Genomic DNA, 17,761 nt, shown 5'->3' with positions numbered 1-17,761 from the left:
CGTGATCGGTTGCGTGATCATCGGACCCACCTCCTTTCGCTGATCATGGGTGCCTGCGTGAAGTTAGGGACTCGCGCGCCGCGCGTCAACGGATTTTCTGGAGGACGACGCGCGTGCTCAGCCGCGGCTGCGCGTAGGAGTGCGAAGCCTCCAGGACGTACTCGCCGGCGATGTGCTGCCAGCCGTCGCGCCAGACTTCCGCCGACCGCGGCCGGATGGGGATGTCGGTCTCGACGGCTTCGCCGGGCCCGGCTTCGACGCTCGCGAACCCGGCGAGCCAGCGCGGCGGCCGGTCGCCGCGCTCGGTCGGGGCCAGATAGATCTGGACGATCTCTCGCCCCCTTCGCCGCCCTGAGTTGCGTACGCGGACTCGGACGCGCGCGCCGCCTTCGTCGTCCGGGAAGACGTCCAGCTCTTCGTACACCCAGGTCGTGTAGCCCTGGCCGTGGCCGAACCAGTACGCGGGTTGCGTCTCTGTGCCGGCGTAGGCGCTGTAGCCGATGTACACGCCTTCGCCGTACTCGAGAACGCCTTCTTCCGGTGTCACGTCGGTGACCGGCGCGTCTTCGAGCTTCGCCGGCCAGGTCGTCGGCAGGCGACCGCCGGGTTCTTCGAGGCCGAACAGGACGTCGGCAAGGGCGTCGCCGCCCGCCTGGCCGGGGAACCAGGTGAGCAGCACCGCGGCGACGTCGTCGCGCCACGGCAGCTCCACCGGCGAACCGGCGTTGACGACGACCACGGTGTTCGGGTTGGCCTCCGCGACCCTGGTGACCAGTTCGTCCTGCCGTCCGGGCAGGGTGAGGGAAGTCCGGTCGAAGCCTTCGCTTTCGACCTCGGCGGTGGTGCCGACCACGACGACCGCGACGTCGGACTTCCCCGCCAGGGCAACGGCTTCGTCGAGCGCGGCGTCGGGGTCGAGGACCGGGCCGCGGTGGCCGAGCGCGAAGGTGACCCAGGCGAAGGTGCCGCGCGCGAACTCCGCCATCTCCGACGGGATCCAGTACGTCAGGCTGACGTCGACGAGCTCGCCCGCCGTCAGCTCGACCTCCCGGCGCTGCTCGATCACCTGCATGATCGATGTGAAGACGTCCCCGCCTTCGGGCAGGTTGACGCCGTCGAAGAGGGTCTGGCCGGCGACGGTGAGGCGGAGGTCGCCGGGGCCCGTGACGGCGAACGTGTGGGTGCCGCTTCGCTCCGGCAGGTACGTGCCCGCGATTTCGACGGACGCGAGCGTGGCCAGGTCGAGTCCGCTCGGCAGCTCGCCGATCCAGGTGATCTTGGCTTCCCTGAGCGGAAATTCAGCCAATCGGGTGCCGTCTGCCGCCTTGGCGGTCGCGCGGAGCCGGAAATTGTCGGTGGCCGGCGGTAGCGTCGTCCGCGGATCGGCACCGATGGCGAACGCGAGGTCGGTGCCCGGGGGAACGGCCTTCCGGAGGCCGTCGAGAGGGGAGACGATGTGATCGGGGAACACGGTGGCGCTGCCGCCGCCGAGGATCTTGGGGTCGGCGGCGAGCGCGCCGATCAGGGCGATGCTCCGCGGTTCGCGCAGGGGCAGCAGGCCGGTTTCGTTGTTGAGCAGCACGAACGACCGGTGCGCGATCTCGCGCGCGACCCCTTCACCGTCCACATCGGACTGAAGAGGAGCGGGGCCGCTGCCGAGCGCGCCGGTCCGGTGGGCCAGCAGGAGCACGCGGCGGACCATGTCGTCGACGACCTCTTCGTCGACTTCGCCGCCGCGCACGGCTTCCGCGAGCTGTTCGCCGAAGACCGTGCGGGGGCCGGGCATCGCGACGTCGAGGCCGCCGTTGGCGGAGGCGACGGTGTCGCGCGCGGCCAGCCAGTCGGAGACGACGAAGCCGTCGAAGCCCCATTCGTCGCGCAGCACGCCGTTGAGCAGTTCGGCGTGCTGGGTCATCGTGACGCCGTTGACGCTGTTGTAGGCGGCCATGATCCCCCACGGCTTCGCCCGCCGGACGATGAGCTCGAACGGCGCGAGGTAGAGCTCGCGCAAGGCGCGTTCGCCGACGTGGACGTCGGCGGTGAAGCGCTCGGTCTCGAAGTCGTTGGCGACGAAGTGCTTGACCGTGACGGCGACCCCGCCGTCCTGCACGCCGGTGACGAAGCCGGCGCCGATCATCCCGGTGAGGAGGGGATCTTCCGAGTAGCACTCGAAGTGGCGGCCGCCCAGCGGCGAGCGCTGGAGGTTGACCGTCGGGGCGAGCAGGACGTGCACGCCCTTGCGGCGGGCCTCCTGCGCGAGCAGCCGGCCGGCGCGCACGGCCAGGCGCGGGTCCCAGCTCGCGGCGAGGGCCGACGGGCTGGGGAGCGTCACCGAGGGGTCGTCCGGGCTCCACCGGACGCCGCGGACGCCGACCGGGCCGTCGGAGAGCACCAGCGACCGGAGTCCGATCCGCGGGAGCGCGGGCAGGCTCCAGACGTCCTGACCGGCGAGCAGGTTCGCCTTGGTGTCCAGGTCGAGCTCGGCCAGCAGCGCGTCGACGTCGAAGCTCATGGCGCACTACTCTACCTGGCGGCGAGTAGTGAACGTTACGCTTCCGTGACGGCTCGTCCCGTAGGCTCGGGATCATGACCCGGGCCAGGGGCGCCGACCGCCGCGCGAGCATCGTCCGAGCGGCGTTCGAAGTGATCGCCGAACGCGGCTATCGCGGTACTTCGCTGGCGGCGGTGGCCGACCGCGTCGGGCTGACGCAGCAAGGGCTGATGCACTACTTCCCCACGAAGGAGGACTTGCTGACGGCGGTGCTGGAGACCCGCGACGAGTGGGACCTGCTGCACTTCGGGCACGCCCCGCCGGGCGACGAGTCGGCGATGACGGTCAACCAGCTGGCCGACCTGGTCGACTACAACGCAACCCGGCCGGGGATCGTCCAGACCTACACGGTGCTGTCGGCGGACAGCGTCACGGAGGACCACCCGGCGCGCGAGTACTTCCACGACCGGTACGAGCGGGTCCGGGCGGGCATGGCCCAGATGCTCGAACGCCACCGCGACGAACTGCCGCCGGGTGCGACGCCGGAGCAGCTGGCGCCGATCGCGATCGCGGTCCTGGACGGCCTGCAGCTGCAGTGGCTCCTCGACCCGGAGGAGGTCGACATGCCGGCCGGGTTCCGCACGTTCCTCACGCTGCTGGGCATCAAGCCGGACTGACGTCAGCCCATTCCGACGCTCTGCCGGTCGACCTCGATCAGCCCGACCACCCGCACCTGCTCCCGCGAATACGGCTGGCCGATGTACTTGGTCGCGATCCGGTCGACGATCTCCCAGCCGGCGTCCCCGTCGATCCATTCGACCACGCGACCGCGGATGACCACGGGCTCGAACGGGTTGTCCACCGGGGTCAGGGAGAGCGCCACCCGCGGGTCGCGGCGGAGGTTGCGGGCCTTGACCGAGTCCGGTCCGGTCATGATCGCGATGTGGTCGCCCTGCGGGTCGACCCACACCGGGACGGAGTGCGGCGCGCCGTCGGGCAGCAGGGTGGCGAGGTGGCCGATCGCGGTGGTGGCGACGATTCGACGGACGTCGGCGTTGAGCATGGTGATCTCCTTCGGGTCGAGGGGTCAGGCGACTGCGTAGTGGAGGTGGGTGACACCGGGCGCGGGAACGGCTTCGACGAGCCGCAACCGTACGTGCGAAGGCAGCTCCCGGAAGAACGGCCGGCCGGCGCCGAGCAGGATCGGCACCTGGTGGAGGACGATCTCGTCGACGAGCCCCGCCGCCAGCGCCGCGGTCAGGACGCCGCCGCCCATGAGGCCGACGTCCTTCCCGCCCGCGGCTTCACGCGCGGCCTCGATGGCTTCCTTGATGTCGCCCACCAGGGTCTGCCGGTCGGTCAGCTCAGGCGCCGGGCGGTGGCTGACCAGGAAGAGCGGGGCGCCCGGGTGCGGGCTGCCGCCGCCGAAGTGATCCGAATCCTCATAGGTGGTGCGGCCGGCCACGACCGCGCCGACGCGACCGGCGAGGCCGTCGAACACGCGGGCGCTCGGTTCGCTGAGCTTGAAGAAGTCGAACACCCGGCTCTGCGTGTCACCGTCGGTGTACCAGTCGAAGAGGGTCCCGCCGTCGCCGAGACCGTGCCCCGGGCCGGCGTCGCGGCCGGTGATGTACCCGTCCACCGACACCGCGTGGGCGCTGAAGACCTTGCTCATCGCTGCGATCCTTCCTGCATTCCTTGAGGAGACTCCAGAACCGTAGCAGTCCAAGTTCCTTAAGGGAACCCCGAGTGCTAAAGTGGCCTCATGCAGCGCACGAACTTCAGCGACCTGGCCGCGTGCTCGATCGCGCGCACCCTCGACGTCATCGGCGAGCCGTGGTCCCCGCTGATCCTGCGGGACGTGTGGGTCGGGATCAGCCGCTTCGAGCAGATCCAGGCCGATCTCGGCATCTCGCGCAAGGTCCTCACCGAGCGCCTGCACCACCTCGTCGACCAGGGCATCGTCGAACGACGCCCGTACGACCGGCGGCCGCGCTACGAGTACCTCCTCACCGAAAAGGGCACCGAGCTGGTGGACATGCTGATGGTCATGACCCGCTGGGGTGACAAGTGGCTCGCGGAAGAGGCCGGCCCGCCGGTGCTCTACCGGCACCACGCGTGCGGCGAGATCACCACCGTCGACCTGCGCTGCACCCACTGCGGCGAGTCGATGCACGCCCGCGACATCGACCCGCTCCCCGGTCCCGGCGTGGCGAAGTAAGCCTCAAGCGAGGATCTCGCGCAGCCGTCGCAACGTCCGCAACGTCGTCTCCAGATCCTCCTGGGACACCGATTCCGCCACGTTCTCCGCCCAGGCGGCCTGCGCCGCCCCCAGCTCGCGCATCGCCCCCTTCGCCCGCCGCGTCAACGACAGCAGCGGCGCCCGCGCGTCGGCCGGGTTCGGCAGGCGGTCGAGCATTCCGTTGCGCAGCAAGCGGTTCACCGTCTCCTGCACGCTCTGCCGGCGCAGCCCTCGGCGGCGTGCCACCTCCGCGGCGGTCGCCGGGCCGTCCTCGAGGAAGCCGAGGACCTGCCACTGCGCCGCCGTCAGGCCGACCGGCTCCGTCAGCGCGTCGCCCGCGGCCAAGAAACCGCCGTTGCAGGCGAAGACGGCGTCGATCACCTGGGTGAACGTCTCGGCTCGAAGGGACCGCATGCGTGCTAGTCTCGCACATCGACAGGTACCTGTCGAAATGGAGACAACCATGGACATGCCCGCCCTCGGGCCCGCACACGACGCCCTGAAGGCCTTCGCCGGCGACTGGGCCGGCACCGAAGATCTCGCCGCTGCGCCGTGGGCACCGGCCTCGACCGCGCACGCTCGCTGCGAATACCGCTTGGCGCTCAACGGTTTCGCGCTGATCCAGCACTACCGGCAGCGCCGCGAAGACGATTCGGAGTTCCTGGGGCACAACGTCTTCACCGTCGACCCGCGGACCGGCGAAACGCTCTGGTACGGCTTCGACAGCTACGGCTTCCCGCCCGAGTCGCCGGCTCGCGGCGACTGGGCCGGCGGCACGCTCGTCCTGGAGAAGAAGACCGCTCGGGGGGTGGCCCGGCACCACCTCACGCCGGACGGCGACACCCTGACGCACGAAATCGACGTCAAGATGGGCGAAGACCGCGAATTCAGCCCATTTCTGCGTGCGCGGTACACGCGGGAAAAGGGGTAGGAGGAAACAGGCGACGCCCCTCCCCCCTGGCACGAGGACGTCACCTGTTTCCGGTCTCTGCCACCACATTCGCGGACCCGCCGACACCGGCGATCCAGCGCTGGGTCAATTACGCAACAGTTATTAGTTATTCGGTCTTGCTGGTTTTCGCGCCTTGCAGCGAGTGTGTCCCCGATGCTGTCGGAGGCCCAGAGAAAACGATTACTTTCACCCGAACGGCCTAGCTTCGACGCCCGTCCACCGGGCCCTCCGGCGGTGCGGAGATCCAAAACTGTCGGACCCCCGGAGTAGAGATGAAAGCGTGCGCAGACCTGCCGAACCGCCCCAGGACTCGCCCCCGCTGATCGGGGTCGAGAACGTGAAGATGCCCGAATGGGCGCGCGTCGACGAACGCGTCGTCAACGCCGGGTTCGGCCAGGCCGTGCGCGCGCTGCCGGCCGCGATCGCCGTCGTGCTCCGGCTGGCCTGGCGGACGTCGCCGCGGCTGACGCTGCTGGCCGGCCTCGTCCACGTCGTATCGGGCTGCGTCACGGCGTTCGGGCTGCTCGCCACGGCGAACGTCTTCACCGCGCTGCTCGAACAGGGCCCGACGCCGGAGCGGGTGCTGCAGTCGCTGCCGGCGATCGCGGTCGTCATGGGCTCGTACGCGGCGCGCGCGTTGCTCGACGCGGCGGTGGCGGCCGTCGAAGGCGCGCTGCGGCCGCGCGTCACCGCGACGGCGGACGACGCGGTGACGGCGGCAGTCGTGCGCGTCGGGCTGATCGCCTTCGAGGACGCGGACTTCCGGGAGCTGGCCAGGCAGGGCGCACGGTTCGGCGTCCGCTCGATCGAGACCAGCCTCCGCCGGGTGGCCGACCTGACGTCGTCGGCGATCTCGCTGGCGGCGGCGATGCTCACCGCGGGCCTGCTCAACCCGTGGCTGGCGCCGGTGCTGCTGCTTGCCGCGGCGGCCGACGGCTGGGCCGCCGCCCGCATCGCGAAGCTGAACTACCGGCACTTCCTCGACACGGTCGGGCGCAACATCCGCAAGTCGGTCGTCGAGGAGGTCGCCACCTGGCGGTCGATGGCCCTCGAACGGCACGCGCTGACGCTGCAGGAGCCGTTGCTCGGCGAGTACCGGCGCATCTCGCGAAGCCTGATGCGGGAAGAGGTCCGGCTCGCGCACCGCAGCAACCTGGTGCGCACCACCGGCCGGGCGGCGGCCGGGTTCGGCACCGCCGTCGCGTACCTGGTGCTCGGCTGGCTGCTCTACTCCGGCGGGATGGAGCTGGCGCTGGCCGGCACGGCGGTGCTGGCGATGCGCACGGCGTCGACGGCGCTGTCCAACACCATGCGCGCGGTCAACTCGCTGTACGAGGACTCGTTCTACATCGGGTTCTACCACCAGCTGCTCGTCGAGTCGGTGAAGCGGCAGCCGCCGCCGACGGCCGTGTCCGCGCCCGCCGACCCGGCCGAGATCCGCCTGGAGGGCGTCACCTTCACCTACCCCGGCCAGGAAAAGCCCGCGCTGCGGGACATCTCGCTGACGATCCGGCGTGGCGAGGTGGTGGCGCTCGTCGGCGAGAACGGGTCGGGCAAGACCACCCTCGGCAAGCTGCTGACCGGGCTCTACCCGCCGGACGAAGGCGTGGTGCGCTGGGACGACGTCGACCTCGCGCACGCCGACCCCGCGTCGGTGCACGCGAACATCGCGGTCATCGCGCAGGAACCCGCGGAATGGCCGATGACGGCGGCGAACAACATCACGGTGGGCCGCCTCGGCCGCACCGACCCCGGCGGCCGGGCGTGGCGCGACGCGGTGGGCTACTCGGGTGCGGACGAGGTGATCGAGTCGTTGCCCGCCAAGGAGAAGACCATGCTGTCGAAGAAGTTCGACGAGGGCCAGGACCTCTCCGGCGGCCAGTGGCAGCGCATGGGCATCGCCCGCGGCATCTACCGCGACGCGTCGGTCCTGGTGGCCGACGAACCCACAGCGGCGCTCGACGCCCGCGCGGAGGCCCGGGTGTTCGCCGGCCTCCAGCACGCGAGCACGTCCCACCGCGGCCGCCGCACGACGGTCCTGGTGACGCACCGGTTGGCCAACATCCGCTCGGCGGACCGGATCTTGGTGCTGGAGAAGGGCAGGCTGATCGAGCAGGGCACCCACGAAGAGCTGATCCGCGCGGGCGGGACGTACCACGAGCTGTACGAAATCCAGGCGCGCGCGTTCGCGGACGTGCCCGCGCCGCGCGTCACAGGCACACCGGACACGGCGTCGTCGCGCGATAGCCTGCCGTCGCCACGAGCAGCGCCACGCCCCACAGGGGGAACACCGGGTAGGTCGCAGTGAAGGCCCACTGGCCGTCCAATGTGGACTCGGCAGCATCGCCCTAGTCGCAGGCGGGCCCCCTACTGCGCTCCCGCCGCCAGCGCCACAACCGACCACGCACCCCGGCCCACATCGCCCCCGACACGCACCCGTCGAACACCCGCCCCCACCCACTGCCCACCCGCAGCCATACGTCCCAATCCACGCTCCCCTGGCGCGGCCAGCGACCACGCGCCGCCCCACCCACCCTGCCGCCGATGCGCGGCCGCCGTCGAAGACTCCGTGGCTGAATCGTCCTGACCCCGGCAGTCTCGCCACCGCCGCCGGATCACCGGTGCGGGTGAGCGGGATCCCCCGTGAGCGGGTGGCGCCGCGCACCCGGCCAGCGGATTTACCCCGCCGACCCGCGCGGGGCAGACTGGCCTGCCGAGCCCGAGGAGGCCCGATGCGTCAGCTCACCGCCCTGGACGTGCAGTTCCTCAACGCCGAGTCGACCACCACGACCGGGCACGTCGGCGGCCTCTCGATCCTCGACCCGTCGACCACTCCGGAGCGCAAGCTCACCCTCGACGGCCTGCGCGAACTCATCGGCTCGCGGCTGCACCTCGCGAAACCGCTGCGCTGGCGGCTGCTGTCCGTGCCGCTCGGGCTCGACCACCCCTACTGGATCGACGATCCCGAGTTCGACCTCGAGTACCACGTCCGCGAGATCGCCCTGCCCGCGCCGGGCGACGAACGGCAGCTCGCCGAACAGATCGCGCGGCTCACCGCGCGGCCGCTCGACCGGCGGCGGCCGCTCTGGGAGGCCTATCTCATCCACGGCCTGCAAGACGGCAGCAAAGCCGTCTACACGAAGGTCCACCACAGCGCGATCGACGGCGTCTCCGGAGCCGAGCTCATCGGCGTCCTGATGGACACCACCGCCGAGCCGAAGAGCACCGAACCGCCGAAGAAACCGCAGAAGGAGCCCATCCCGCCCCCGGTCGCCCTCGCCCTCAACGGCGTGCGGAAGCTCGCGCTGCACCCCGTCAAAGCCGCGCTGCAGGTACCGAAACTGCTGCAGCACGTCGACGAAGTGCCGGGCCTCGGCCGCTACCCCGGCGTCGGGCTGCTCGCGAAGGCCGGCAGCGTGCTCGACCGCGTCACCCGTCAGGGCTCCGGCCGTCACGAGGCCGACCGGCCGCGGCTCGTCGCGCCGGCCACGCCGTTCAACGGTCCGATCAGCCCGCACCGCCGGTTCGCGTACGGTTCGCTGCCCCTCGACGAGGTCAAGCACGTCAAGAACGCCTTCGGCGTCACGGTGAACGACGTGGTGATGGCGTTGTGCGCGAGCGTGATGCGCCGCTGGCTCGTCGACCACGACGCGCTGCCCGACCAGCCGCTCGTCACGCTCGTCCCGCTGTCGGTCCGGACGCCCGAGCAGGCGAAGGACGCCGGCAACCAGGTCTCCGTCATGCTCGCGCCGCTGCCGACGCACCTCGCCGACCCCGCCGCGCGGCTGGCCGAGGTCACCAGCGCGATGGTCGCCGCGAAACAGCGTTACCAGCCGTTGCCGGCGTCGTGGCTGGTCGACTTCAGCGGGATGCTCCCGGCCGCGCTCGGCGGGCTCGCCGCCCGCGCCACCATGCGCTTCCTCGGCGCGACCGCGCCCGTCGTGAACCTCGTCGTGTCGAACGTCCCCGGGTCGCAGAGCCCGCTGTACCTCGCGGGCGCGCGGCTGCTCGCGAACTACCCGGTGTCCGCGATCACCGACGCGAGTGGCGGCCTGAACATCACCGTGATGTCCTACGACGGCAAGCTGGACTTCGGGTTGGTCGCCTGCCGCGAGCTGATCCCGGACGTCTGGGACCTGATCGACCACCTGCACGACGCGCTGGCCGAGCTCACCAAGCTGGCCGCCGAGCACACCCGGGAGGCCTGATGGCGGAGCGCGTCGCGCAGGTCGGCGGCGTCGAGCTGTGCCACGAGACGTTCGGCGAAGCGGGCGGGCGGCCGCTGCTGCTCGTCATGGGGCTCGGCGCGCCGATGATCTGGTGGGACGAAGAGTTCTGTGAAACCCTTGCCGCACAAGGGTTTCACGTCATCCGGTTCGACAACCGCGACTCGGGACGGTCGAGCCGCATGCGCGGCGACGCCAACCTCGCGCAGGCTTACCTGCTGCACCGCGCGCCGTACTCGCTCGCGGACATGGCCGCCGACGCCGCCGGGCTGCTGGACGCGCTGGGCATCCCGGCCGCGCACGTCGCCGGCGCGTCGATGGGCGGGATGATCGCGCAGACCCTGGCCATCCGGCACCCCGAGCGGGTGCTGTCGCTGACGTCGATCATGTCCAGCACCGGCGGGCGGCTGGTCGGGCGGCCGAGCGGCAGGGCGATGTCGATGCTGCTCAGCGCACCGCCACGCACTCGCGCGGCCTACGTCGAGATGCTCGTCCGGACGTTCCGGCTGATCGGCTCGCCGGGCTACCCGTTCGACGAGCCGCGCATGCGGGAGCGCGCCGAGCGCACGTTCGACCGCGGCGTCCACCCGGGCGGCACGCTGCGTCAGCTCGCGGCGATCATGGCCGAGCGCGACCGCGCGCCGAAGCTGCGCAAGGTGCGGGTGCCCGCGCTGGTGGTCCACGGCGCCCGCGACCCGCTGGTCCACGTCTCCGGCGGCCGAGCGACGGCCCGCGCCATCCCGGGCGCGGACCTCGACGTCGTCCCCGGCATGGGCCACGACCTGCCCCGCGCGGTCTGGCCGCGGGTGGTCAAGGGCATCAGGCGCATCGCGGCCCGTGCGGAAACTCCGATCTCGCGTGATTGAGCGCGTAACTCGCGTGATTGGACGCGCATCTCGCGTGATTGGACGCGCATCTCGCGTGATTGAAGGGGCATCACGCGGTCAGGACGAGAGGGTGATCGAGCCCAGGTGGGAGAAGTGGGCCGCGACGCGGGAGCCGGGGCGGAGCGGGACTGCGTCCGTCATGCCGCCGGTCAGGACCAGCCAGCCCGGCTCCAGGGCCAAGCCGCGCGCGGCCAGGGCGTTCGCCGCCAGTGCCAGGGCTTCGGCCGGGTGGCCCTGGACCGCCGCGCCCGTCGCTGTGTCGACGATCTGGCCGTCGACCTCCAGCAGCGCCGCTTCCAGCGACAGATCCAAAGCCGACGGCGGCAGGCCCACCGGACCCACGCCGAAGTACGCCGACGAGCCGTTGTCCGCGACGGCGTCCGGGAGCGTGAAGCGGTAGTCCGTGTACCGGCTGTCGATGACCTCGATGCCGCCGTACACGCGGTCGACCGCCGCGAGCGCCGTAGCCGCGGTGACGCCGGGGCCCGCCAGCCGCGCACCCAGCACGAAGACCAGTTCCGGCTCGGCGCGCGGGTGGATCAACGGCGGCACGGGAACTCCCGCGGGCAGCACCATCGCGTCCGTCAGCCAGGCCAGCAACGGCGAATCGATGCCCATCCGCTGCTGCTTCGCCCGGGACGTCAGGCCCAGCTTCAGCCCGACCAGCGTCTCGCCGCGGGCCCGCCGCAGGCGGAGGGCCTCGTCCTGGATCGCGTACGCCGTGTCGACGTCCAGCCCGGGCCACTCCTCCGAGAGCGGGGACCGCTCCGAAACCGTTCCCAGCAGCGCGGCGGCTGCCTCACGCACGTTCACGATTCCTCCGAAAACACCGCGGTGACGCTGCCGAGGCCGGCGATGGTCGCGACGACCGTGTCGCCCGGCGACACCGGGATCGCCCGGGTCATCGACCCCGGCAGCACGACGTGTCCGGGTTCGAGCGTGACGCCGAGCGGGCCGACCGTGTTCGCCAGCCAGACCAGCGAGTTCAGCGGCGAGCCGAGCACCGCGCCGCCCGCGCCCGTCGCCGCCACCGAACCGTTCTGGTAGAGCACGCAGCCGGCCAGCCGCAGGTCCGCGTCGCGCAGCGCGGTCGGGCTGCTGCCCAGCACCACCCCACCCGACGACGCGTTGTCGGCGATCGTGTCGAACAGCGAGATCTTCCAGTCCTGGATCCGCGAGTCGACGATCTCCAGCGACGGCAGCACGAAGTCGACCGCGCGCACCGCGTCGGCGACCGTGACGCCGGGGCCGCGCAGGGCCGAGCCGAGCACGAAGGCGATCTCCGGCTCGATCCGCGGCTGCAGGAACGCCGACGTCGGGATCGGCTGGTGCTCGAGGTGGAACATGCTGCCGGTGAGGTGCCCGTAGTCGGGCTGGTCGACCCCCATCTGCCGCTGCATCGCGGCGGACGCGAGCCCGACCTTGTGCCCGCGGACGGCGTCCCCGCCCTCGACCCACTGCCGCACCTGCTCCTGCTGGATCCGGTACGCGTCCTCGACCCCCGCGTCCGGGTAGGTCTTGATCAGCGGCTCGATCGGTTCGCGCGTCGCATAGGCCCGCGCCAGTACGGCGGCGGCCTCCTGCACCTTGCTGACGTCCACTCCGGCGACTCTGCCGTGCGGGCACCCTCGCGCACAAGCCTCGATGTTCCGTCCAGCGGAACTCTCGCCAGACAATCTCTTGCGCGCGAGATAAATGGCGCGTAGCGTTGTCGCCACCACCAGGAAGGGACGTGAGGGACATGGCACCGACCCAGGCCGAGGTCGCCAAGCTCGCCGAAATCCGCGACGAGCTGCGCGAGCGCCACCTGCGCCCGGCCGCCGAACGACCGGCCACGAACGGGCGCGGCATCCACCACACCGCGCTGATCTCCAGCGATGTCGAGCGGACCATCGAGTTCTACCAGGACATCCTCGGCTTCCCGCTCACCGAGCTGATCGAGAACCGCGACTACCCCGGCTCCAGCCACTTCTTCTTCGACGTCGGCAACGGCAACGCGGTCGCCTTCTTCGACCTGCCCGGCCTGGACCTCGGCCCGTACGCGGAAGTCCTCGGTGGACTGCACCACCTGGCCCTGTCCGTCACGCCCGATCGGTGGAGCGCGATCAAGGACAAGCTCGACGAGGCCGGCGTGCGGTACCTGCTGGAGAGCAAGACGTCCATCTACCTGTCCGATCCGGACGGTGCCCGCGTCGAGCTGATCTCCGACCCGCTCGGCAAGATGTACGGCGAGAAGATCGGCTGAAAGCGTGTTCCGGGCGCCGCGCGCCGTTTAGCCTGTGCGCGACGCCTGGAGGTCCCATGTCCGATTGGACGCTCTCTCGCGCGAAGGCGCGGCTCGACCACCGCGAACAGCTCGACGAGCTCACCGCGCGCACGCGGTTCGAAGTGCGGCTGCACCTCAACGAGCCGGCGACGAACGGCGCCTACGACGAGCTGACGAGCATCTTCGCGATCGGGCACGGCGAGTGCGCCGCGCTGCTGGCGCACCAGCGCCTGCTGCCGTGGTGGGAGCGCTCGCTCCTGCACCGTTACGCGCGGCGTCTGCACGGCAAGGCGATCATGCGCAGTGTCGGCGTGGTTCCGGCCGAGGTGGCGCCGCAGGCGGCCCGCGCGTTCGGCGCCGAGATCGCCGAACTGGCTCCCGGCTCCGGGGACACCGGTGCGAAGTACGACCTCCAGGGCCGCGGCCTGCTGACGGTGTTCCGCATCGCGATCGGGGCCAAGGGCGCGGTTTGGGAGGACCGGCACGAGGTCGCGACGACGTCCGCTCGCAACATCCTCACCTGCGCCGCGACCTTCGCCCGCCGCAAGCCGTGGCATGTGATCTGGCCGGTCTACCGCGTCCGTGGCCTGCGGCTCTGGAAGCTTTGAGGCCCGGCGGGCGTTCCCCCCACATGAAGGCAGAAGAGATCCTCGAGAGCGCGAAGACCATCGCCGTCGTCGGCCTGAGCCGGGACCCGGCCAAGGCCGCGCACGGCGTCCCGGCGGTCCTGCAGGCACACGGCTTCCGGATCATCCCGGTGCACCCGAGCGCCACCGAGCTGCTCGGCCAGAAGGTCTACCGGTCGCTGAAGGACATCCCGGAGCCGGTCGATGTCGTGGATGTCTTTCGGCCGTCCGCCGAGGCGCCGGGCATCGCCCGCGAAGCCGTCGAGATCGGTGCGAAGGCGCTGTGGCTGCAGCAGGGCATCGTCTCCGCCGAAGCGCGCCGCATCGCCGAAGAAGGCGGGCTCGAGTACGTCGAGAACCGCTGCACCGCCGTCGTCCGCGCGACGGCCGCGATCTCGAAAAACTAGGCGGTGCTGTTCCTCCCGCGGCCCTATCCTGTGGGGCGATGAACACCGGGACGACATCGCTCACCAAGACGCTGCAGATTCCCACCGCGGACGGCGAGGCCGACGCCTTCGCCGCCTTCCCCGACGACGACGGGCGGCACCCAGGAGTGCTGATGTACCCGGACGGCTTCGGTATCCGGCCCGTGCTGCGGGACATGGCCCGGGAACTGGCCGGTCACGGGTACTACGTGCTCGTCCCCAACATCTTCTACCGGAACGGCCCGGCCCCGGTGATCGACCTCCCCGAGTACATCGGGGAGGAAGCCAGGCCCGCGATCTTCGCCCGGCTGATGCCCTTGATCGAGGCGCACACCACCGAACGCGTGCTGCGTGACGCCGATGCCTACCTCCGGTTCCTCACCGCGCAACCCGAGGTCGGCGCCGGACCGGTCGCGGTGACCGGCTACTGCATCGGCGGCCTTCTGGCGACGCGCACCGCCGCGGCCCACCCGGGGCAGGTGGCCGCCCTCGCCGCGTTTCACGCCCCGGTGGGCGCTGCCGGGCCAGACGCCTTGCACCGGCTCACCGCCCGGGCCCACTTCGGCCACGCCGAAACCGACGTGACGCCGGCCGCTCTCGACGAGCTCAACCAGACCCTGGACGCGGCGGGTGTCGACTACACGTCCGAGATCTACCCCGGTACCTTCCACGGCTTCACGATGTCCGACACCGACGCCTTCGACCCCGCCGCGCTGCTGCTTCACTGGGACCGCCTGCTGCCTCTCCTCGCCCGCGCTCTGGCCGGCAGCTGAGGCTCGGCCGGCCTCCCTAGGCGGACGCTCCGAAGTGGACGATGCGGTGGTTGCCGGTTTCGGCGACCCAGACTCCGCCGAGGCCGTCGTCGGCGACGTCACGCGGTGAGCTGATCGGCTCGGCCGTGTCGGACAGCGCCGTGCCTGTGCGGGTGTCGAACCGCGCTACGCGGCCGGTGTCGTCGACCAGCAGCCGCCCGGCCCGGTCCAGCGCGACGCCGCGCGGCCGGACCAGGTCGCCGAACTCGCGCACGAACCCGCCCCACCACGAGAACTGCACCACACGCCGGTTGCCGGTGTCGGCGACGTAGACGTTGCCCGCCGCGTCGACCGCGACCCCTTCCGGCGCCTTGAGCCGGCCGGCGAGCACGCGCACGAGCGCGCCGTCGCGGGTGAACGCCTGCACTCGGTCGTTGCCGGTGTCGGCCACCCACACGCGTCCGCGCACGTCGACGGCGATGCCCGACGGCGCGCGGAACTGGCCCGGCCCGGAGCCGGGCCCGCCGAACGCGCGCGGGAGCGCCGCGACTTCACTGGTGCCCACGCGGCCAGGATCGCCGACCGCGAGCCACCGCGGCCAGTCCCGAAAGGAGTGTTCAGCGACTGTTCCGCCGTCGCTCACCAGCTCCACCGCGTGCAGGTCCGCCGCTCCAGGAAGCTGTACGCGGGCAGCGGCCCGACCCAGTCGGCCTGGACGCCGCCGCCGCGGGTGAGCCCGGTGACCGCGTCGCGGACGACGAGCAGGTCGCCCAGCCCGACCAGGAACGCCCACCGCTCGTCGGCGCTCTCCCCGGCGGGCAGCGCCACGGAATCGCGGGCGCGCTCGGCGACCTCGCTCAGCAGCACGTCGGACCGCGCGGAGCGCCACGGCGAGCCGGGCTCGGTGAACCGCAGGCAGACGTGCACCTCGGCCAGCCCGTCGAGCCGGTCGAGATCGGCGCGGTACTCGCCGGCGGCCGGAGCCAGCACCTCGGTGCGGACGGCGTCCTCGTCGTCGGCCACGGTGCCGAACCGGACCGGCAGCACCGGGCCGCCCTCGACGAGCGCGGAGACCACCGCCAGGTGCACCGCCGGGTCGGGCTCGGGATCGCCGACGACCATCGCCAGGTCGTCCCAGCACACCGTCCGCGGTGCCCTCGGGTGCCCGGCCCGCACGACGCCGTAGAGCTGCAGCGTCACGGCTGGTCGACCGGGACGGCCGGCTCCACCGGCACCGCCACCGCGGGCGTGGGTGGCGGGGGCGGGATCAGCCCGGTCGTCTGCCCCAGCCCCTGCGAGATCTGCCCGGGCACGGTCGTGTTCTGCAGGCGCTGCATCGCTTCCAGGTAGCGGATGTAGGTGTCGACGCTGGCGATCACGATCCGCGCCTCGATCGCCAGCAGCTCGATCCCGATCACCGACACCCGCACCGAAGCGTCGATCACGAGACCCTTGTCGAGCAGGATGTCGAGCGTGTCGGCGAGTCCGCCGCCGGTCTGTCCCGGTCTGGTCACTTAGATCCTTTCGTCGAGGGCCGCGCGGATCTCGGCGAACCGCAGCTCCAGCGCGATCAGGGCCTGGCCGAGGTCTTCGACCTGGGCGGGGGTGAGGGATCCGGCGTCGAGGCGCCGCAGGGCTTGGCGTTCGAGCACTTCGCGGAGGATGTCGAGCACGGTGACGACCAGGTGGCCGAGCCCGCGTCCCGCGTCGGCGGGGATCCGGACGGGCTCGCTCACTCTTCGAGCCCGAGCAGCAGCCGCCGCAGGTCGAGCCGCACCAGGTCGATGCCGGCGAGCGAGATGATCACGTCGCCGGTCACGACGGCACCCCGGTGCACCACCCGGTCGAGCAGGTCGGCGACGGACTCGACGGCGTCAGCCATCCGCCGTCACCCCGAGCTCGACGTCGGTGAACGAGTACGGCGGCCACGGGCCGGACGTCTCGACCGTCGCGCCGGCCTGGCGCAGCTCGCGGGCGAACCACTCGAACTCCGCGTGGAACGCCGCTTCCTGCCCCTTCGCGACCAGGTAGGCCGTGTTGGCCAGCACGCCGTGCGGCCGGGCCCGCTCCATGCTGTCGGCGGCGTGCCCGCGCAGCGCGGTTGCCAGCCCCGAGGCCACCTTGACGACGTCTTCGCGGCCGCGCTGGATCGCCTTCAGCCGTTCCCGCCGGCGGACGAGGTACTGCGTGCCCGTCAGGCCCGCCGCGTCCGGGCGGGCCGTCGTGGGCTCGGCGTGCCGCACCCGGACGCCCCACTCGCGGTGCCCGGCCACTTCGTCGAGGCAGTCGCGGGCCTGGTCGTAGGCGGCCTCCAACAGCCGGCGCGCGGCGTCTTCGCCGTCGAGGACCGTGCCGAACCGCAGCGGCAGCACGGGTTCGTGCCGGAACACCGCGCGCACGACGGCGTCGTGTTCGCGGGCCAGCTCGGCGAGCGTGCCGTCGACCGGGTCGAGCGTGTCGATCCGGTCGAAGCGCTCGGGAGTCACTTCGGAGACGACGACCCCGAGGTCGCGGTAGCCGATCAGCCGCGGCGCGCCGATGTCCAAAGTGGACGGACGGTTGCGCGTGATCGCGTACGCGCACAGCCACTCGCTCACCGCTGTTCCCCCGTCCCGCTCGGCGCCGGCAGCCGGGCCTCCAGTTCGGCGACGCGGGCCGCCAGCTCTTCACGCTGGGCGTTCGGCGAGAAGAACGGGTCGTTCGTCCACCAGTCCATCCCCATTTCCCGGGCGGTCTGCGCCGAAGCGATGAACAGCCGGATCCGCAGCGTCAGCAATTCGACGTCGACGACGCTGACGCCGATGTCACCGGCTATCACGACGCCCTTGTCGAGCACGCGTTCCAGAATGTCCGCCAATGAATCGGACGAAGCGGCCAATCGTGTCACACTCCCT

The 17,761-nt window shown here is 71.5% G+C and carries 23 protein-coding genes; 10 read left to right on the top strand and 13 right to left on the bottom strand.

Annotated elements, in window-relative coordinates; genetic code table 11:
- Positions 1–85: 85 nt before the first annotated feature.
- A complete protein-coding gene (locus tag OG738_RS15155; protein ID WP_329054534.1) occupies positions 86–2,512 on the bottom strand; it encodes a beta-glucosidase H in 2,427 nt (808 codons plus the stop codon).
- Between the two features lie 74 nt (positions 2,513–2,586).
- On the opposite strand from OG738_RS15155, the gene OG738_RS15150 reads away from it, so the two are divergent.
- Complete coding sequence (locus tag OG738_RS15150; RefSeq protein WP_329054532.1) at positions 2,587–3,168, top strand: TetR/AcrR family transcriptional regulator; 582 nt, start codon at positions 2,587–2,589, stop codon at positions 3,166–3,168.
- Between the two features lie 2 nt (positions 3,169–3,170).
- On the opposite strand, the gene OG738_RS15145 is transcribed toward OG738_RS15150, so the two are convergent.
- Both OG738_RS15145 and OG738_RS15140 read right to left on the bottom strand, forming a co-directional pair.
- A complete protein-coding gene (locus OG738_RS15145; RefSeq protein ID WP_329054531.1) occupies positions 3,171–3,554 on the bottom strand; it encodes a PPOX class F420-dependent oxidoreductase in 384 nt (127 codons plus the stop codon).
- A 24-nt stretch (positions 3,555–3,578) separates the two neighbouring features.
- The gene (locus OG738_RS15140; protein WP_329054529.1) at positions 3,579–4,166 is read right to left on the bottom strand and encodes a dihydrofolate reductase family protein; all 588 of its coding nucleotides are present in this window, start codon (positions 4,164–4,166) and stop codon (positions 3,579–3,581) included.
- A gap of 90 nt (positions 4,167–4,256) precedes the next feature.
- Here OG738_RS15140 and OG738_RS15135 point away from each other — a divergent pair, with 90 nt between their 5' ends.
- Positions 4,257–4,712 carry a winged helix-turn-helix transcriptional regulator gene (locus OG738_RS15135; RefSeq protein ID WP_329054527.1) on the top strand — a complete coding sequence of 152 codons (456 nt, stop codon included), beginning with the start codon at positions 4,257–4,259 and terminating at the stop codon, positions 4,710–4,712.
- A gap of 3 nt (positions 4,713–4,715) precedes the next feature.
- Here the strand turns inward: OG738_RS15135 and OG738_RS15130 are convergent, their stop codons facing one another.
- On the bottom strand, positions 4,716–5,147 hold the full coding sequence (locus tag OG738_RS15130) for a MarR family winged helix-turn-helix transcriptional regulator (RefSeq protein ID WP_329054526.1): 432 nt from the start codon (positions 5,145–5,147) through the stop codon (positions 4,716–4,718).
- Positions 5,148–5,196: 49 nt separating this feature from the next.
- Here OG738_RS15130 and OG738_RS15125 point away from each other — a divergent pair, with 49 nt between their 5' ends.
- The 4 genes from OG738_RS15125 to OG738_RS15110 all read left to right on the top strand — a co-directional run bounded on the left by OG738_RS15125 (position 5,197) and on the right by OG738_RS15110 (position 10,777).
- Positions 5,197–5,664, top strand: coding sequence for a DUF1579 family protein (locus tag OG738_RS15125; protein WP_329054525.1), 468 nt, complete (start codon positions 5,197–5,199; stop codon positions 5,662–5,664).
- Positions 5,665–6,028: 364 nt separating this feature from the next.
- On the top strand, positions 6,029–7,993 hold the full coding sequence (locus OG738_RS15120) for an ABC transporter ATP-binding protein (RefSeq protein WP_329056708.1): 1,965 nt from the start codon (positions 6,029–6,031) through the stop codon (positions 7,991–7,993).
- Positions 7,994–8,417: 424 nt separating this feature from the next.
- Positions 8,418–9,893: a WS/DGAT/MGAT family O-acyltransferase gene (locus OG738_RS15115; RefSeq protein ID WP_329054524.1), complete on the top strand. Its 1,476-nt coding sequence runs from the start codon at positions 8,418–8,420 to the stop codon at positions 9,891–9,893.
- Positions 9,893–10,777, top strand: a complete 885-nt coding sequence (locus OG738_RS15110) for an alpha/beta fold hydrolase (protein ID WP_329054523.1) — start codon at positions 9,893–9,895, stop codon at positions 10,775–10,777. Before OG738_RS15115 ends, OG738_RS15110 begins: the two co-directional genes overlap by 1 nt.
- A gap of 78 nt (positions 10,778–10,855) precedes the next feature.
- Here OG738_RS15110 and OG738_RS15105 read toward each other — a convergent pair whose 3' ends face one another.
- Both OG738_RS15105 and OG738_RS15100 read right to left on the bottom strand, forming a co-directional pair.
- A complete protein-coding gene (locus tag OG738_RS15105) occupies positions 10,856–11,611 on the bottom strand; it encodes a 2-keto-4-pentenoate hydratase (protein WP_329054522.1) in 756 nt (251 codons plus the stop codon).
- A complete protein-coding gene (locus OG738_RS15100; protein WP_329054521.1) occupies positions 11,608–12,399 on the bottom strand; it encodes a 2-keto-4-pentenoate hydratase in 792 nt (263 codons plus the stop codon). Before OG738_RS15100 ends, OG738_RS15105 begins: the two co-directional genes overlap by 4 nt.
- 140 nt (positions 12,400–12,539) lie before the next feature.
- On the opposite strand from OG738_RS15100, the gene OG738_RS15095 reads away from it, so the two are divergent.
- From OG738_RS15095 to OG738_RS15080, 4 genes are read left to right on the top strand one after another with little or no spacing between them, the layout of a single operon-like run.
- Positions 12,540–13,043 carry a VOC family protein gene (locus OG738_RS15095; protein ID WP_329054519.1) on the top strand — a complete coding sequence of 168 codons (504 nt, stop codon included), beginning with the start codon at positions 12,540–12,542 and terminating at the stop codon, positions 13,041–13,043.
- Between the two features lie 56 nt (positions 13,044–13,099).
- Entirely contained in the window at positions 13,100–13,672 is a 573-nt protein-coding gene (locus OG738_RS15090; protein WP_329054518.1) for a hypothetical protein, read from the top strand.
- A 23-nt stretch (positions 13,673–13,695) separates the two neighbouring features.
- A complete protein-coding gene (locus OG738_RS15085; protein ID WP_329054517.1) occupies positions 13,696–14,097 on the top strand; it encodes a CoA-binding protein in 402 nt (133 codons plus the stop codon).
- A gap of 38 nt (positions 14,098–14,135) precedes the next feature.
- Complete coding sequence (locus OG738_RS15080) at positions 14,136–14,888, top strand: dienelactone hydrolase family protein (protein WP_329054516.1); 753 nt, start codon at positions 14,136–14,138, stop codon at positions 14,886–14,888.
- 16 nt (positions 14,889–14,904) lie between these two features.
- On the opposite strand, the gene OG738_RS15075 is transcribed toward OG738_RS15080, so the two are convergent.
- The 7 genes from OG738_RS15075 to OG738_RS15045 form a co-directional block, all read right to left on the bottom strand.
- Positions 14,905–15,432: an NHL repeat-containing protein gene (locus OG738_RS15075; RefSeq protein ID WP_329054515.1), complete on the bottom strand. Its 528-nt coding sequence runs from the start codon at positions 15,430–15,432 to the stop codon at positions 14,905–14,907.
- A 74-nt stretch (positions 15,433–15,506) separates the two neighbouring features.
- On the bottom strand, positions 15,507–16,067 hold the full coding sequence (locus OG738_RS15070; protein WP_329054514.1) for a GvpL/GvpF family gas vesicle protein: 561 nt from the start codon (positions 16,065–16,067) through the stop codon (positions 15,507–15,509).
- Positions 16,064–16,381: a gas vesicle protein GvpJ gene (gene gvpJ / locus OG738_RS15065; RefSeq protein WP_329054513.1), complete on the bottom strand. Its 318-nt coding sequence runs from the start codon at positions 16,379–16,381 to the stop codon at positions 16,064–16,066. The genes OG738_RS15070 and gvpJ (OG738_RS15065) overlap by 4 nt, the downstream gene beginning before the upstream one ends.
- Positions 16,382–16,603 (bottom strand): gas vesicle protein K, encoded by a 222-nt coding sequence (locus OG738_RS15060; protein WP_329054512.1) that lies wholly within the window; start codon positions 16,601–16,603, stop codon positions 16,382–16,384. It abuts the gene before it with no gap.
- Positions 16,600–16,749: a gas vesicle protein GvpJ gene (gene gvpJ, locus OG738_RS15055; protein ID WP_329054510.1), complete on the bottom strand. Its 150-nt coding sequence runs from the start codon at positions 16,747–16,749 to the stop codon at positions 16,600–16,602. Before gvpJ (OG738_RS15055) ends, OG738_RS15060 begins: the two co-directional genes overlap by 4 nt.
- Positions 16,742–17,464, bottom strand: a complete 723-nt coding sequence (locus OG738_RS15050; RefSeq protein WP_329054509.1) for a GvpL/GvpF family gas vesicle protein — start codon at positions 17,462–17,464, stop codon at positions 16,742–16,744. Before OG738_RS15050 ends, gvpJ (OG738_RS15055) begins: the two co-directional genes overlap by 8 nt.
- The gene (locus OG738_RS15045; RefSeq protein ID WP_329054508.1) at positions 17,461–17,754 is read right to left on the bottom strand and encodes a gas vesicle protein; all 294 of its coding nucleotides are present in this window, start codon (positions 17,752–17,754) and stop codon (positions 17,461–17,463) included. Before OG738_RS15045 ends, OG738_RS15050 begins: the two co-directional genes overlap by 4 nt.
- Positions 17,755–17,761 lie beyond the last annotated feature (7 nt).

Source organism: Amycolatopsis sp. NBC_01488 (genome assembly GCF_036227105.1).
In the GTDB taxonomy this organism is placed as follows: domain Bacteria; phylum Actinomycetota; class Actinomycetes; order Mycobacteriales; family Pseudonocardiaceae; genus Amycolatopsis.
Note: the sequence above shows the minus strand (reverse complement) of the source record. Positions and strands in the feature narration are given on the sequence as shown.